This is a genomic window from Kitasatospora sp. NBC_00039, from assembly GCF_045160625.1.
In the GTDB taxonomy this organism is placed as follows: domain Bacteria; phylum Actinomycetota; class Actinomycetes; order Streptomycetales; family Streptomycetaceae; genus Kitasatospora.
Window position 1 is genome coordinate 2,888,400 of the sequence record NZ_CP108289.1, and the last position, 15,849, is coordinate 2,904,248.

12 protein-coding genes and 2 pseudogenes are annotated in these 15,849 nt (G+C 71.8%); 8 read left to right on the forward strand and 6 right to left on the reverse strand.

Annotation, left to right across the window (positions count from 1 at the left end):
- Window positions 1-2 precede the first annotated feature (2 nt).
- The 5 genes from OG286_RS12865 to OG286_RS12885 all read left to right on the forward strand — a co-directional run bounded on the left by OG286_RS12865 (window position 3) and on the right by OG286_RS12885 (window position 4,790).
- Window positions 3-1,001, forward strand: a complete 999-nt coding sequence (locus tag OG286_RS12865; RefSeq protein ID WP_396325047.1) for a carbohydrate ABC transporter permease — start codon at window positions 3-5, stop codon at window positions 999-1,001.
- Window positions 1,002-1,022: 21 nt separating this feature from the next.
- Window positions 1,023-1,943 carry a carbohydrate ABC transporter permease gene (locus OG286_RS12870; RefSeq protein ID WP_405361575.1) on the forward strand — a complete coding sequence of 307 codons (921 nt, stop codon included), beginning with the start codon at window positions 1,023-1,025 and terminating at the stop codon, window positions 1,941-1,943.
- Complete coding sequence (locus OG286_RS12875; RefSeq protein WP_396325045.1) at window positions 1,943-3,232, forward strand: 6-phospho-beta-glucosidase; 1,290 nt, start codon at window positions 1,943-1,945, stop codon at window positions 3,230-3,232. Before OG286_RS12870 ends, OG286_RS12875 begins: the two co-directional genes overlap by 1 nt.
- 119 nt (window positions 3,233-3,351) lie before the next feature.
- Complete coding sequence (locus OG286_RS12880) at window positions 3,352-4,371, forward strand: N-acetylglucosamine kinase (RefSeq protein ID WP_396325044.1); 1,020 nt, start codon at window positions 3,352-3,354, stop codon at window positions 4,369-4,371.
- Between the two features lie 251 nt (window positions 4,372-4,622).
- A complete protein-coding gene (locus OG286_RS12885) occupies window positions 4,623-4,790 on the forward strand; it encodes a hypothetical protein (RefSeq protein WP_396325042.1) in 168 nt (55 codons plus the stop codon).
- Window positions 4,791-4,879: 89 nt separating this feature from the next.
- Here OG286_RS12885 and OG286_RS12890 read toward each other — a convergent pair whose 3' ends face one another.
- Window positions 4,880-5,968 (reverse strand): glycosyltransferase, encoded by a 1,089-nt coding sequence (locus OG286_RS12890; RefSeq protein ID WP_396325041.1) that lies wholly within the window; start codon window positions 5,966-5,968, stop codon window positions 4,880-4,882.
- A 1,693-nt stretch (window positions 5,969-7,661) separates the two neighbouring features.
- Here OG286_RS12890 and OG286_RS12895 point away from each other — a divergent pair.
- Together OG286_RS12895 and OG286_RS12900 are read left to right on the forward strand one after the other, a co-directional pair.
- A complete protein-coding gene (locus OG286_RS12895) occupies window positions 7,662-8,612 on the forward strand; it encodes a GNAT family N-acetyltransferase (protein ID WP_396325040.1) in 951 nt (316 codons plus the stop codon).
- Between the two features lie 91 nt (window positions 8,613-8,703).
- A pseudogene (locus tag OG286_RS12900) lies at window positions 8,704-8,907 on the forward strand (transposase); the annotation flags it as partial.
- 27 nt (window positions 8,908-8,934) lie between these two features.
- Here the strand turns inward: OG286_RS12900 and OG286_RS12905 are convergent.
- The 3 genes and pseudogenes from OG286_RS12905 to OG286_RS12915 form a co-directional block, all read right to left on the reverse strand.
- Window positions 8,935-9,768 (reverse strand): serine/threonine-protein kinase, encoded by an 834-nt coding sequence (locus tag OG286_RS12905; RefSeq protein WP_405366050.1) that lies wholly within the window; start codon window positions 9,766-9,768, stop codon window positions 8,935-8,937.
- A gap of 78 nt (window positions 9,769-9,846) precedes the next feature.
- Window positions 9,847-10,413: pseudogene (locus OG286_RS12910) on the reverse strand (SPFH domain-containing protein); the annotation flags it as partial.
- A gap of 290 nt (window positions 10,414-10,703) precedes the next feature.
- Window positions 10,704-11,267 (reverse strand): DUF4291 domain-containing protein, encoded by a 564-nt coding sequence (locus OG286_RS12915; RefSeq protein WP_396325039.1) that lies wholly within the window; start codon window positions 11,265-11,267, stop codon window positions 10,704-10,706.
- Between the two features lie 318 nt (window positions 11,268-11,585).
- Here OG286_RS12915 and OG286_RS12920 point away from each other — a divergent pair, with 318 nt between their 5' ends.
- The gene (locus OG286_RS12920; RefSeq protein ID WP_396325038.1) at window positions 11,586-12,713 is read left to right on the forward strand and encodes a PucR family transcriptional regulator; all 1,128 of its coding nucleotides are present in this window, start codon (window positions 11,586-11,588) and stop codon (window positions 12,711-12,713) included.
- Window positions 12,714-13,079: 366 nt separating this feature from the next.
- Here OG286_RS12920 and OG286_RS12925 read toward each other — a convergent pair whose 3' ends face one another.
- Both OG286_RS12925 and OG286_RS12930 read right to left on the reverse strand, forming a co-directional pair.
- Window positions 13,080-14,687 (reverse strand): FAD-dependent oxidoreductase, encoded by a 1,608-nt coding sequence (locus OG286_RS12925; protein ID WP_396325037.1) that lies wholly within the window; start codon window positions 14,685-14,687, stop codon window positions 13,080-13,082.
- Between the two features lie 46 nt (window positions 14,688-14,733).
- Entirely contained in the window at window positions 14,734-15,723 is a 990-nt protein-coding gene (locus tag OG286_RS12930; protein ID WP_405365254.1) for a diiron oxygenase, read from the reverse strand.
- Between the last annotated feature and the right edge of the window lie 126 nt (window positions 15,724-15,849).

Sequence of the window (15,849 nt, forward strand, 5' to 3'; positions counted from 1 at the left end):
CCATGTCACTCGCGTTCGGCACCCGCAAGGGCACCGGATCGACCGACCCGGCGGCGCCCTCCACGCAGCACCTGCTGCGCCGGAAGCGCCGCCGGGAGGCGGCCCGCACCCTCGCCTTCCTCTCCCCCTGGCTGATCGGCTTCGGCGTCTTCTTCCTGTACCCGCTGATCTCCACCGCCTACTTCTCCCTGATGAAGTACAACGGCTTCACGGCCCCCACCTTCAACGGGCTGAAGAACTGGGACTACGTCTTCAACGACTACCCGTCCTTCTGGCAGGGCCTGCGCAACACGCTCTGGCTCGTCGTCGTCATGGTGGCGCTGCGGGTGACGTTCGGCCTCGGCATCGGGCTGCTCATCACCAAGGTCAAGACCGGCGCCGGCTTCTTCCGCACCGCGTTCTACCTGCCCTACCTGGCACCGCCGGTGGCCGCCACCGTCTCCTTCGCCTTCCTGCTCAACCCCGGCACCGGTCCGGTGAACCACTTCCTCGGCGAGATCGGCCTGCCCCAGCCCGGCTGGTTCGCCGACCCCACCTGGTCCAAGCCCGCGCTCACCATGCTCGCCATGTGGGGCATCGGCGACCTGATGGTCATCTTCATGGCGTCCCTGCTGGACGTCCCGAGGGAGCAGTACGAGGCGGCCGAACTCGACGGTGCCGGCCCGCTCCAGCGGTTCCGGTACGTCACCCTGCCGAACATCTCGCCGATCATCATGTTCGCGGTGGTCACCGGGGTCATCCAGACCATGCAGTACTACACGCAGGCGATCGTCGCCGGAAAGGTCGCCGGCGGCATCGCGGGCAACTCCGGTCAGCAGTTCGAGCCCGGCTTCCCGCAGGGCTCCACCTGGACCCTGCCGCAGATGGTCTACAACCTCGGCTTCCAGCGCTTCAACTACGGCGCGGCCTGCGTCGTCGCCCTGGTGCTGTTCGCCATCTCGATGGCCGTCACCTCGATCCTGCTGCGCCGCAAGTCCGGCTTCATGGCGAGCGACGACTAGCGGACCAGTGAGGACACGATCATGACTCTCAGCACCACGCTCACCAAGGCCGCCGCGGGCACGTCCGGCACCTCCGGCTCCGGCCGGCCCGGCAGCCCCGCCGCCCGGGCCGCCCGCCGGCGGGCCGCACTCAACTGGGTGGCCGTCCACTCGCTGGCCATCGCCGCCACGCTGTTCTTCCTGCTGCCGTTCGTCTTCGCCTTCCTCACCTCGGTGATGACGGACAACCAGGCCCTCACCACCGACTACTGGCCCGCCTCCTGGGAGTGGGGCAACTACGCCAAGGTCTGGGACACCCCCGGGTTCCTCACCTGGTGGCGCAACACGCTGCTGTACGCCGGCCTCGGCACCGTGCTGACCGTCGCCTCCAGCCTCCCGGTGGCGTACGCGCTCGCCAAGTTCCGCTTCCGGGGCCGCAATCTGGCGCTGATGGCCGTCATCGCGATGATGATGCTGCCGCCGCAGGTCACCGTCATCCCGATGTACCTGTTCTGGTCGAAGCAGATGCACCTCACCGGCTCGCTCTGGCCGCTGATCATCCCGATGGCCTTCGGCGACGCGTTCTCGATCTTCCTGCTGCGCCAGTTCCTGCTGACCATCCCCAAGGAGTACATCGAGGCCGCCCGGATCGACGGCTGCGGCGACCTCCGCACCCTGGTCAAGGTCGTGCTGCCGATGGCCAGGCCGGCCATCGCCGCCGTCGCCCTGTTCCAGTTCTTCTACGCCTGGAACGACTACTTCGGCCCGCAGATCTACGCCAGTGAGAACCCGGGCGCCTGGACGCTCTCCTACGGCCTGGAGTCCTTCAAGGGCGCCCACCACACCAACTGGAACCTCACCATGGCCGCCACCCTGCTGGTGATGGCTCCGGTGATCATCCTCTTCTTCTTCGCACAGAAGGCCTTCATCGAAGGCGTGACACTGACAGGGGTCAAGGGCTGATGTCCGCACTCAAGCTGGCCATCGTAGGCGGCGGTTCGACGTACACCCCGGAGCTGGTCGACGGCTTCGCCCGGCTGCGGGACACCCTGCCGATCGGCGAACTGGTGCTCGTCGACCCGGCCGCCGACCGGCTGGAGCTGATCGGCGGGCTGGCCCGGCGGATCTTCGCCAAGCAGGGGCACGGCGCGGTCGTGTCGACGACGACCGACGTCGGGGCCGGCGTCGCCGACGCCGACGCGGTGCTGCTGCAACTGCGGGTCGGCGGCCAGGCCGCCCGCAACCAGGACGAGACCTGGCCGCTGGAGTGCGGCTGCGTCGGCCAGGAGACCACCGGCGCGGGCGGCCTCGCCAAGGCGCTGCGCACCGTCCCGGTGGTGCTCGACATCGCCGAGAAGGTCCGCCGCACCAACCCCGACGCCTGGATCGTCGACTTCACCAACCCGGTCGGCATCGTCACCCGCGCCCTGCAGGCCGCGGGCCACAAGGCCGTCGGGCTCTGCAACGTCGCCATCGGGTTCCAGCGGCGGTTCGCGGGGCACCTCGGCGTCGACCCCGAGCTGGTCCGGCTCGACCACGTCGGCCTCAACCACCTCACCTGGGAGCGCGGCGTCACCCTGCTCGACGCACCCGGCGCGGCGGGCGGGCGCGAGGTGCTGCCGGAGCTGCTCTCCGGCTTCGGCAAGGAGATCGCCGAGGACCTGCGCCTGCCGCAGCGCGTCATCGAGCGGCTCGGCGTCGTCCCCTCGTACTACCTGCGGTACTTCTACCAGCACGACCTGGTGGTCGAGGAGCTGAAGGCCAAGGGCTCGCGGGCCGCGGAGGTCGCCGAGATCGAGCGGCAGCTGCTGGAGCTGTACGCCGACCCCGCCCTGGACACCAAGCCGGAGCTGCTCGGCAAGCGCGGCGGTGCGTTCTACTCCGAGGCCGCGGTCCAGCTCATCGCCGCGCTGCTGGGGACGGGCGGCAGCACGTCCGTCCAGGTGGTGAACACGAGGAACGACGGCGTGCTGCCGTTCCTGCCCGACGACGCGGTCATCGAGGTCCCGGCCGAGGTCGACGCCGCCGGCGTGCGCCCGCGGCCGCAGCGGCCCGTCGAACCGCTCTACGCCGGCCTGATCGCGGGCGTCACCGCCTACGAGCACCTCGCCCTCGACGCCGCCCTGCACGGCGGCCGCGACCGCGTCTTCGACGCCCTGCTCGCCCACCCGCTGGTCGGCCAGATCGAACTCGCCGACCGGCTCACGGACCGGCTGCTCGCCCACAACCGCGAGCACCTCGCCTGGGCGTGACCCGCCCACCGCGTCCGGCCCGCCGCGCGTCCGTCGGCGCCGGCGGGCCGGGCCGCGAGGAGACCGACCATCCCCGGCCGGGGACAACGGCCGGGCCACGTACGAGCCGCGGGGACCAGATGACCCACCAGCCCGAACCACTCCTGCCCGGCGTCCTCGCCATCGACGCCGGCAACTCCAAGACCGACGTCGCCCTCATCGGCGCCGACGGCACCGTCCGCGGCACCGCCCGCGGCGGCGGCTTCGCCCCGCAGAAGGTCGGCGGCGCGGCGGCGGTCGCCGGGCTCGCCCCGCTCGTCGAGGAGGCCGCCGCGGCGGCCGGCCTCTCCTTCCGCAGTGGCGTCCTCACCACCCACGTCAGCGCCTGCCTCGCCAACGCCGATCTCCCGGTGGAGGAGGAAGCCCTGCGCACCGCCCTGGAATCCCACCCCTGGGGCGTCACCAGCACCGTCGCCAACGACACCTTCGGCCTCCTCCGGGCCGGCACCGACGGCCCGCGCGGCGTCGCCGTCGTCTGCGGCGCCGGCATCAACTGCGTCGGCCTGCTCCCCGACGGCCGCACCGCCCGCTTCCCCGCCCTCGGCGAACTCACCGGCGACTGGGGCGGCGGCAGTGGCCTCGCCCTCAGCAGCATGTGGCACGCCGTCCGCGCCGAGGACGGCCGCGGCGGGCCCACCGCCCTCGCCCGGGCCATCGCCGAGCACTTCGGCCTGCCGAACACCGGTGCGGTCGCCGAGGCCATCCACCTCGGGCACCTGCCGTGGGCCCGGCTGCACGAGATCGCCCGGGTGCTCTTCGCCGTCGCGGAGACCGGGGACACGGTCGCCCTGGAGCTGGTCGACCGGCAGGCCGACGAGATCACCCGGCTCGCGGTCGTCGCGCTGGCCCGCCTCGACCTGCTGGACGAGCCCACGCCGGTGGTGCTCGGCGGAGGCGTGCTCTCCTCCCGGCAGCCGCTGCTGCTCGACAACCTGACCGCCCGGCTGGCCGCGGCCGCCCCGCTCGCCGAGCCGCGCGTCGTCGTCGCACCGCCGGTCCTGGGCGCGGCGCTGCTGGGCCTCGACCACCTCGGCGCGGGCGACGCCGCGCAGGCGCGGCTGCGGGCGGCCTACGACCCGGCGCGGCGAATGGCGGCGTAGCCCCCGGCGACCCGCGCCCGGCTCCGGGCCGGCCCGCTGCCGAGCCGCTGCCGACCCCCCGGTGGTCCCTTTCCGAGCTCCGCCCCCGCCGGGCCCGCACGCCCGGCGGGGGCGGGAACCGACAGCGCCGCCGCGTGTACGCGGATGCTGCCGTCCGGCCACGCCTCGGGGGACGTGAGCCATGACCACGCAGGCGTCCGGCTGGCAGACGGCTCTGCCGAATCCCTCATTCATCTGATGAGCTGCCCGGCATGGACGACTCACAGGGCGACCGGCGGCGCTGGCTCGTGCTCGCCGTCGGGATGTTCGCGATGACCTTCCATAACCGCAGGCGCCTGCGCAAGCACCCGGAGTGGGGCTACCTCACGCCACTCGAGATCCGCCAGCGGCATCGGCAAGGTCACACCCTCGCGGCGTAGACGGAGAGTGTCCAACCGCAGGGTGGAACTTCATCCCACCTGGACTTCCCTTCCTGGATCTACAAGATCCAAGTGTCAGGGTGTCCACGTCACGGGGCGACGCTCATACGTACAGCGGGACGTTGGTCGTCCGACACTGAGGCGAGGCCGCGAACGGCGAAGCCGCGATTGGCCAGGGTCTGGCGGCGGTAGAGGTCGGGGAGGTCCGGCATGGCGAGGAGGCGGTCGCAAGCCCGGAGGGAAGCCTTCAGGTCGCCGGTCCAGTACGCGGTGATCGAGAACTCGAACAGCAAGCCCCAGCGGTACACCCAGGGCTGGATGAACAACAGGTCGTCCGGTTCGTCCCTGTCCAGCGCCGCACAGACGAGGGCGTGCGCGGCTTGGTGGCGGCCCATCGTCCGCAGCCGGGAGACCAGCTCGTAGCAGGCCTCCAGGCGCTGCGGGCGTACCTCCCACGCGCGAGCCAGCGTGTCCATGGCCCCCGGCCAGTCGGCATCCTCCGCCTTGAGGATGCCGGCTTGCAACAGCGCGTAGTACACCTCCTCGGCCCAGCCGCCCATGCGGGCGCGCTGCTCGTAGAAGGTGATCGCTTCTTCCGTCCGCCCCATGTCGCGCAGAGTCTGCGCGAGATAGAAGACGGTCCGCGCGTTGCCGGGATCCCGCCGCAGCTCCGCAGTGAGCAAACGCGTGTCGCGCTCGAACTTGTCGCCTCGCGACCCGCCGTCCGCGAAGTCCTGGATCACGAGAGAATCGAGGTTCGCCTGCCCCGTCACCTGATCTGTTGTCAGGAATTCGTGAGTGACACCCTCGTAGCGCCAGGAGACATCGCCTCGGACGAGGCGCTTGATGCGGTACGACGTGGAGCCCTCGTGGCGCAGCATGTATGCGTCGGCGGTCAGCACGGGCAGGGCGGAGTTCTGGCGAATCACCAGGTCGGCGTCGAGCAGGAGCAGGTAGTCGGCTTTGCCCCGCGCACGCTTGATGTTCGCGGTGCGGTTGTGGCCGAAGTCGACCCAGGGCTCTTCGTGGAGTTCGCCGGGAATGCCGTCGAGCGCCGAGCGGATCAGCTGTTGGGTGCCGTCGGTGGAGCCGGTGTCGGAGATCACCCAGGTATCCACCAGGTCTGCCACGGAGGCAAGGCAGCGCTCGATGACCTCCGCCTCGTTCTTGACGATCATGCACAGGCAGATCGACGGCCTCATATTGTCACCGGTCCCGATTCTGGTCTGTCAGCAGCTTTGTCGTAGGCGGTCAAGTACGCGGCCTCGTTGTGCGGGAAGGGCCGGCCCCGGCCACGAAGCGCGGTGGCTTCAGGCCAAGGCCGGCAGACTCAATGGACGCGGATGTCAGCGTCGTACCTTCGCGTCAGGGGGCGCATTCCGCGACAGCCGTTACCGTGCCGGAAAGAACACCGGTGGCAACGAAGGCCGTCACGTTCCACTGATTGAGGTTGACGGAATCCCTGCTCGAGTCGGTGACCTGTAGCACACCGGCACCGCCAAGGGTGTATCCACCGCCGAGGAGCACAGTTCCGGTCGGGCAGGTCGCGGTAGCAGTGACCGGACCGAGCAGAGGCTGCACAGTCGCGGGGGTGCCCACGATCTGCTGGGTGGTGGTCGGCCCTGCCGGGCCGGTGGCCCCGGTGGGTCCCGTCGGGCCGGTCGCGCCCGTCGCACCCGTCGCACCCGTCGCACCCGTGGCACCCGTGGCACCCGTGGCACCCGTGGCACCCGTGGCACCGTCAGTCCCTGCCGGGCCGGTGGCCCCCGTGGGTCCCGTCGGACCGGTCGGACCCGTCGCACCCGTGGCACCCGTGGCACCGTCAGTCCCTGCCGGGCCGGTGGCCCCCGTGGGTCCCGTCGGACCGGTCGCGCCCGTCGCACCCGTGGCACCCGTGGCACCGTCAGTCCCTGCCGGGCCGGTGGCCCCCGTGGGTCCCGTCGGACCGGTCGAGCCCGTCGCACCCGTGGCACCCGTGGCACCGTCAGTCCCTGCCGGGCCGGTGGCCCCCGTGGGTCCCGTCGGACCGGTCGAGCCCGTCGCACCCGTGGCGCCGGTCGGACCCGTCGGGCCCTGCGGCCCCGTGGGCCCCGTGGGCCCCGTGGGCCCGGGGAGCCAGGTGCCGTCTCCGGGGCCGCAAAACCAAGGCGGTCGCGCGTGGCACGGGCTGTTCAGGGCCCGGTCGGCCACATCGGGGGTGCTGGCCCCGCCCGTTGCCGCGCTGGCCACTCCTACGCCTGCTGTGCCCGCGAAAATGGCGCTTGCCATGGTCACTCCGCCGGCCAGACCCCAAAGCCGTTGACGGCGTACCCGGCTGGATATGCCCCGCCTGGATCGTTCACTCATCAGCTCACCTTTGTGAGAGAGGGAAGGAAGTCGCCCGACGCAAGGGGCGACAGATCCATGCTCACTCCAGGCAACTGGCCATGCGCTCCGAGTGGGCTATTCGGGCGTGGCTTGTCCGCCGTGCATCCCTGGCGCCGCCCGGCCATTCCGCCATGACAGCAGCAGCGGCTCGTGATGTGCACAGCAAACAGGTGGCAAGTCCAGGCTTGTGGACCGGGTCCAGGTCGCAACGAGGACCCTGTGCTGTCGAGGTCGTCCGCTCCGCTGATGAGCTGCCGCCCTGGGCGGGTGGGGCGGCTTCGCCCAGGCTGGCGGAGCGGGCGCGTATCGTCCCGTCCCGTGCTGATGGGACGTCAAATGCGTTTGCCGCGGCCGAGTGCGGAGTTCCTCGGTGACGATGGGCGAGTGGCGTTCCGGATTCGCGGACCCGTTCCCACTCCGGCGTGGGTCGGCCGCCAACTCGTGCTTCGGGTAAGTCGGGCAAGGAGGTCGACAGGGCGGGCGTGGATGGCGCAGAGTCGCGGTATGCCTCGTACTCCTCTGGTGTCCCTCCCGGCCCGGTACCGTGCCCGGGCAGCAACCGTTGCCGATGCTCCGGCGATCCACCGGCTGGTCGCCGCCCGGGCGCTGGAGCTGCTCGGTGGGCTGGAAGGCGCGCCCGAGGGCGGGGCCGACGCGGTGGCCGCCGACCTCGAACTGCCCGGGCTGGACCCTTCCCGCGACACGTTGCTGGTCGAGGACGCGGCGGGCGAGGTCGTCGGGCGGGCGTGGGTGTACGGGCGGCGGAGCAAGGTGGACGTCCACCCGGCCCACCGGGGCGTGGGGTTGGGCGGGGCACTGCTCGACTGGGCCGAGGGCCGGGCGCGGGAGGCCGGCAGCGAGCGGCTCTCGCAGACGCTGCCGGACGGCGACCGGGCGGCCGCCGGGCTGTTGCGCTCGCGCGGGTACGAGCCGTTCGTCACCGAGTGGCTGCTGGAGATCGCGCTGCCCGCCGCGGCCCGGGTGCCCGCACCCCCGGACGGGGTCACCGTGCGGCCGTTCCGGCCCGGGGACGAGCGCGCCGCGTACCGGCTCACCGAGGACGCGTTCGACGAGTGGCAGCTGCGGCGCAAGCCGTACGAGGAGTGGGCGCTGCACACGGTCGGGCGGGACACGTTCGCGCCCGCGCTCTCGCCGGTGGCGTTCGCGGGCGACGAGATGGTCGGCGCGGTGCTGTCGCTGGACCTGCCGGACACCGGCGAGGGCTACGTCGAGCGGGTCGCCGTACGGCGGGACCACCGCAACCGGGGGATCGCCCGCCTGCTGCTGCACGAGGCCTTCCGGGCCTTCCACCGGCGCGGGCGGCAGACGTGCACGCTGTGGACACACTCGGAGACGGGCGCGCTGTCGCTGTACCAGCGGGTGGGGATGACGGTACGGCGCAGCTCGACCGTCTACGGCAAGGCGCTCGCCACCGGCGGAAGCAGACCGGCATGAGCGGGCCGACGCTGGTGATCGGGCTGCCGGCGGCCGTTCCGTGCGCTGCGCTGCGGCGGCTGCGCGAGCTGCTGCTGGGCCTGTCGGCCGGCTCAAACCGCTGATCGTCCGACGCGGCGTCGCTCACGGTTCCGGACTGGGGAAGGTGCGTTGGGTGGTAGAGCGCGCGTTCGCCTGGCTGCAACAGTTGGAGCGACTCCGCACCCACTACGAGCGACGCACCGACCTCCACCAGGGCCTGCTCGAACTCGCCTGCAGCATCATCTGCCTCCGACGACTCCGGGCGGCATTCTGAAACGATCAGTTAGGCGACTCAAGGTGCTTAGGTAGTAGGAGGGTTGTAGAGGTCGACCATTGTGCGCACGGGAGGCGGCAACCAATTCTCGGTCGACGAGTCGTTCCGGGAAAGCAGTTCGAGTACCTCAGCGGGCGTCGGACGGCCGCTCGGGTCAGGGTCAAGGCACCGGGTGATAACGCCGACGAACCGAGAGGGCAACAGGCTGAGCGCGGACTCCAAGGATTCGCCGTCCGTGAGCGGCATGGCTCCAGCGGCATGGCACAGCACCATGCCGAAGGCGTAGAGATCCGCGGCATGCGTGATCGATGCGCCGGCGAGCTGTTCCGGGGCGAGGAACCCCTGCGTGCCGACGACGTAGTTGGTACGGGTGAGTGCGGTGCTGTCGAGGGCTCGGGCGATTCCGAAGTCGATGATGCGAGGACCTGCGCTAGAGATGATGACGTTGCTGGGTTTGAGGTCGCGGTGGATGATGCCGCAGGCATGGATGCGCTCAAGTGCTTCGGCGACGCCGACAGCGAGGGTGTGCAGGGTCCTTGGGGGCAGGGCACCCTGCCGTCCGAGGACATCGTGCAGCGACGGGCCGGGGATGTACTCGGTGGCCAGCCAGGGCGGGTCGCCGTGAGCCTCGGCATCGACCACTGGCGCGGTGTGGAAACCGCCGACAAGGCTTGCGGCTTCGATCTCGCGGATGAACCGCGCCCGGAAGGTTGGGTCCGCTGCGAGCTCCGACCGGATGACTTTGACCGCGACCAGGCGCTGCCCGGGGGACCTGCCGAGATAGACCGTGCCCATCCCCCCTTGACCCAGCAGAGCCGTCAGGCGGTACCGGCCGATACGGCGAGGATCGTCCTGCCGCAGCGGACGGAGTCCGGGTGCGAGGCCAGCCTGAACGAGCGGCTTCGGTGTGCTACGTGTCCCTCCGGTCCCGCCGGCCGGGACGACGGGGCGCCTGTTCCGGTCGGCGTGCATCTGCTTCTCAATCGAGCCCTGGATGAAGGTGTGCGGTGCCGCCACCTTGCACTCAACGCGGTGGACGCGGATACCCCAGCGGGCGGTGTTCTCGTCGAGCACACCGCGTAGGCCAGCAATGATCTCGTCGCGGGAGGTAAGGATCCGTTCCAGGTCCATGTCGTCGACGATGCTGCGCAACGTGGCGACGGTGAGCTGCTCGATTGCCTGGGTGTAGCTGGCGACGTCGTAGGTGGCGGCCCTCGCATCGGTCACCTTGTAGGAGACGGCGGTGTCGATGTCGACGACCAGCCTGTCCTGCGTGATCACCTGCTGCTGTGGAATCGTCATGACCTGTTCACGCAGGTCGATCCGGTAGCGGATGGTGCTAATGAACGGGACGACGATGTTCAGACCGGGGTTGAGCGTGCGGGTGTAACGCCCGAAGCGCTCCACAATTACGGCGCTGGCCTCCGGAACGATCTGGATCGTTTTGATCAAGGCGATGAAGACAAGCACCACCAGAATGATCAGAACGATGATGATCGGTTCCACAGCGGCTCTCCCACCCCTCTGGCTTCCCTGCCCTGACGCCAGATCGCGCCGTGCAGCAGTCTTCCAGATCTACCCCATGCTGGGCTTGTGTTCACGAACAGGAGGTGGGTGTGACCATCTCAGTAGGTCGGGGACTGGCGCGGTGGCTGATACTCCGTCTCCAGTCCCCGCCGCTTCAAACCGTGCATGCAGTTCTCGCTCACACGGCTTTCCGACATCGTTCACCGGCTGGCATGCGCCCACAGCTCAACTCATTCTGAAACGATCAGTAAGGCGCCCCCGGGCGGCCCTCAGCCGAGCCGCCGGGCCAGCTCCGGCGGCAGGGAGTACGGGCGCTCGGGCGGCAGGAGGCGCTGGGCCTGGGCGGCCCGACCGCCTTGCACCAGTGCGGCGATCTTCCGGACCTGCGGGGTGAGGTCGATGATCCCGGTGATCCACTCCTCGGCGTAGGCGCGGATCAGCGAGCGGCCGACGCCGACCTGGATGCTGTAGTGGTTGAGCGCGGCGCCGCGCAGGGAGCGTTCCGGGTCCCACTGGACGTGCACCTCCGCGCGGGCGACGGCGGCCGGGTCCGCGGTGGTCAGGACGGCGCGGGAGAGCGCCTCCTCCCAGCCGGCGCGGGTGATCCGGACGGCGAGGACGCGCTCCTGGCCGGGCTTCTGCGCCCAGTTGCTGCGGTGCATGAGCCAGCGGAACGACGGTTTGATCCACGTCATCCGCCCGAAGGAGAACGGCGGCACGAAGCGGCCGGCGGCGAGCGCGGCGGCGGCGACGGCCGGGGCGTACGCCTGGTAGACGACGATGGTGTCGGCGTCGTGGTCGGCGCGGATCTCGCGAAGGTTCGACTGCTGCATGGGGATCCAGCCTGCCGGTGCCGGGCACCCCGGGGCGAACGGCTTTCGCGGCCGCGGGCGGAACCGCCCTACGGCTGCCCCGGTCGGGCGCGGCAGCTGTCGAAGATCACGCCCAGCCCGGCCCCGCAGCTCCGGCACCCGGTCCCGCAGCCCAGCCCGGCCCCGCAGCTCCGGCGCCACTGCTGCCGTTCGGCGGCCGGGCAGGCGGCACCCGCCGGAGTGGCCCCGCGCCCCGCCTCCCGGGCGATCCGCGGCGTCATGAGTCCGATAAAGTCCGCCCCCGGAACACCATGATCACCGGGGGCGGGGCAGATCGGCATGACAACGGGAAACGATCCGGGGAACGATCGGGGCATACCCGCCGAACTGGGCCTTCACTGCCTCGACCTGCTCGACGACGTCTCCCGCACCGGGCGGCTGCTGCGCCGCGCCGAGCTGGAGGGCCTGCGGGCGCTCGGCGAGCGCGGCGCCGAGGCCGGGCACGGGCTGCGCGAACTGGTCGCGTACTGCCTCGGCGTCACCCGGCAGGCCTGGCAGACCCTGCCCGGGGTCACCGCCGCCGCGTCCGTCACCGAGCTGCGCCGCACCGGTGATGCCGTGCTGGCCGCCGCCGAAGCCGCGCTCGCCGCGCTCGGAGAGGGGCACGAGCGGGCGCAGCGGACGGCCGCCCGTCAGGAGGCGGCGGCCCGCCGGGAGTTCATCGACGACCTGCTGTACGGGCGCAGCGACCTCGGCCTGCTCGCCGAGCACGCCGAGCGGTTCGGGCTGCGGCTGGCCGGCGGGTACACCGTCGCCGTGGCGGTCGGCGACGAGGCGTACCCGGAGGCCCACCCGCTGGTGCACCGGGTGGAACGGGAGCTGGTCGGCCGGTTCGGCGAGCGTGACGTGCTGCTGGCGAGCAAGGACGGTCGGCTGGTCTGCATCGCGACCGACAACGACCGCGCCGTCCTGGAGGCCTTCGCCGGGCTGTCGCTGCGCCCCGGCCCCGGCTACCGGCCGGTGCTGCGGGTGGCGACCGGCCGCCGGCACTCGGGCGCGGGCGGTGTGGCCCGCAGCTACGAGGAGGCGCTCGGCGCGCTGGACTACGGGGAGCGGCTCGCCTTGCCCGCCCGGCAGTTGAAGGCGGAGGAGCTGCTGGTCTTCCCGGTCCTGATGCGCGACCGGGCAGCCATGGCCGACCTGGTGCGCAACGTGCTCGGCCCGCTGACCTCGGCCCGGGGCGGGGCGCGGCCGCTGCTGGACACCCTCGCGGTGCAGGCCGAGACCGGGTACGTCAACGCGGAGGCCGCCCGCCGGCTGGGCCTGAGTGTGCGGACGCTCGGCTACCGGCTGGAGCGGATCCGGGCGCTGACCGGCTACGACACGTCGGACGCCCTGCACCGGTACACCCTGGAGACCGCCGCGATGGGCGCCCGGCTGCTGAACTGGCCCGAACAGGCGCTCTGACCGGCGGTCCGCACGGCAGTCCCTGCGCGTTCCCGGGTGTCATAACGGCGTCAAGATTGCCTGGTCCTGGCAATGTGCGAACGGGCCCCGGACTGTCACGATCTCCGTGGCACCGGAGAGCGGTGCCGCCGGAGTGGGCAGGGGGCGTGGCGGGACGGGGGGATCCGTCGAAGCCGCGCGGGGCTTTCGGCGCTGCTCCCCTTCGCGCCGGTGGTGGTCATCGGGTACTGCTTGCCGGTCCTGCTCGGTGGCCTCGGGGTCGACGCCCTGCACGGGGGTCATGGTGTCGGCCACGAGGGTCACGGCGGCGGCCACGGGGGCCCGGCGTCCTGCGTCCGAGCCCTTGCGGCCCGGCCGGGCCGGCGCTCAGCGGCGGGCCGCCGCCAGCAGCTCGGCCACGGTGGCGAACTTGACTCGGGGGCGGCCGGCGGCCTCGCCGAGGCTGCGTTCGGCGCGGTCGATGGCACGGAGCTGCCGCAGGCCGATGGCGTCCGGGCGGCGGGTGCGGACGAGGCGGGCGAAGTCCTTGGCGGTGCCGGTGGGTTCGGGGAGGGTGCCGGCGGTGGCGTCGTCGAGGAAGGCGTCGACGGTCTCCCGGGCGCAGGCACGGTTGGCGCCGATGCCGCCGGAGGGGCCGCGCTTGGCCCAGCCGACGACGTAGGTGCCGGGCAGCGGGCGGCCGGTGGACGGGTCGAGGACGCGGCTGTCGCGACTCGGGACGGCCGCAGTGCCTTCGTCGAAGGGCAGGCCGGGGACGGGCACACCGCGGTAACCGATGCACCGCACGACCAGGCCCGCGGCGATCGTGGTCCCGCCCGTCTCGACGCCCGTCACGCGGTCCTCGCCGGCGAGCGCGGTGGGCGTGGCGAGGAAGCGCAGCACGATCCGCCGGCCGGGGCGCGGCGGCCGTCCGGTGTCGGTGGTCTCCAGGGGCAGCCCGGCGAGCAGCGCGGCCTTGGAGCCGGGGGCGGCGGCGTCGATGGCGGCCCGGACGTCCGGGTGGTCCTCGACGACCAGCTCGACGCCGGGGAGGTACCGGAGGGCGAGGAACTCGGGCCGCGTCCAGGCCGCGTCCTCCGGTCCGCGCCGGGCGAGCAGCACCACCTCGCGCACCCGGCTGCCGCGCAGGGCAGCGAGGGCGTGGTCGGCGATGTCGGTGGCGGCGAGGGTGCCGGGGTCGAGGACGAGGATCCGGGCGACGTCGACGGCGACGTTGCCGTTGCCGATGACGACGACGCGTTCGGCGGTGAGGTCGACGGCGTCGGCGGGCAGGGTGGGGTCGGCGTTGTACCAGCCGACGAGGGTGGTGGCGGGCAGGCTGCCGGGGAGGTCCTCGCCGGGGAGGCCGAGCCGGCGGTCGGCGGCGGCGCCGACGGCGTAGACCACCGCGTGGTGGTGGGCGGCGAGTTCGGCGTGGCTGAGGTCGCGGCCGATCTCGACGTTGAGGTGGACGGTCAGGCGCGGGTGGTGGAAGACGGACGCGAAGCTCTCGGCGATCCGCTTGGTGGCCTGGTGGTCGGGGGCGACACCGTGCCGGAGCAGGCCGCCGGCGACCGGCAGGCGGTCGATCATGGTGATCTCGGCGCCGGTCGTGCGCAGCAGCGACTGGGCGGTGTAGCTCGCCGAGGGGCCGGTCCCGACGATGGCGATGCGCAGCGTGCCGAGGCCGTTCGGCAGGCTGCGGGGGAAGACGGGCGCGCCCCAGGCGTGGTCGTTCGGGTGGTCGCGGAAGTAGTCGCGGTTGAGGTCACCGAAGACGGCGTCGGGCCCGGCGAGCCGGTCGACGGGGTGGACGGCGTCGACCGGGCAGGCGTCGGCGCAGGCACCGCAGTCGATGCAGGCGGCCGGGTCGATGTACAGCATGTCGGTGCTGCCGAAGTCCGGCTCCCCGGGGGCGGGGTGGATGCAGTTGACCGGGCAGACGGAGACGCAGGAGGCGTCGTTGCAGCAGGTCTGGGTGATCGCGTAGGCCATGGCCGGGGTGGGGTCCTCGCTGCGTGGGGGTTCGGTCGGGAGCAGGTCAGAGCATGTGGACGCGGCGGTAGACCGCCGCGGAGGCCTTGGTGAGCAGGCCGCACTCGGCGAGGAACGCCATCAGGTGCCGCGAGCTGGTGCGCATCATCGCCTTGCGGTGCTCGTTGGCGCGCACCTCGGCGACCGCCCGCTCGCGGTCGAGGCCGGCGGCCGTGTAGACGCCGGGGTGCACCATGCTGCTGACGATGACGAAGGCGCCGGCGGCGATACCGGTGGCGGCGGCCCGCCGGCGTGCGGGCGATGCGTGGCGCATCCGCTCACGGATCTGCTGCCGGGCGAACTTCATGTGCCGGGACTCCTCGACCACATGGATCCGGGAGGTGCCGCGGACGATGTCGAGGACGTTCTCGCCCCGCATCCAGTCGCGCTGCATGACGTCGAGCACCTCCTCGGCCACCAGGATGCCGCCGTAGGCGAGTTCGCCCTTGGCGGTGGCCTTGAAGAGTCGGCCGGCCTGCGCGATCACGCTGTTCGGCCGGTACTGCGGGACGCCCATCTTCTCGCAGGCGCGGGCGAACATGATCGAGTGCCGGCACTCGTCGGCTATCTCGGTGAGGGCGAAGCGGAACCCGGCGTCGGCCGGGTTCTTCAGGTACTGGTCGCGCAGCACCATCTGCTGCAGGATCATCTCGAACCAGATGCCGGTGGTCATGATCGAGCAGACCTCGTGCCGGGTCAGGGTGACCCGCTGCTCCTCGGTCATCTCGTCCCAGAGCCGGGTGCCGTAGAGGGTGCTCCACTCGGGGTTGAGCCCGTACTCGCCCGCGGGGAGCGGGGCGTCCCAGTCGATCTCGGTCGCCGGGTCGTAGGAGAGGGTCGCGGCCGAGTCGAGCAGCCGCTGCGAGACGTCGTCGTCGGCCGGGCTGTGGCCGTGGGCCTTGGTGGTGTGGGCCTCGGTGGGGTGGGCCTCGGTGGGGTGGGCCTTGTGGTGGCCGTGGGTTCCTGTCGCCGAGCCCGTCGCGCCGGTCCGAGCCATGGCTGCCTCCAGGTGCGTGCCCTGCGCGGGGTTCCCGCCGACCCCGCTTATTAGACGGAGAGTACAATAAGAGCTCCATGGCGAGAAGCCCTCGCGCACGCCCGCCCCGCACGCCCCTCGCACTCG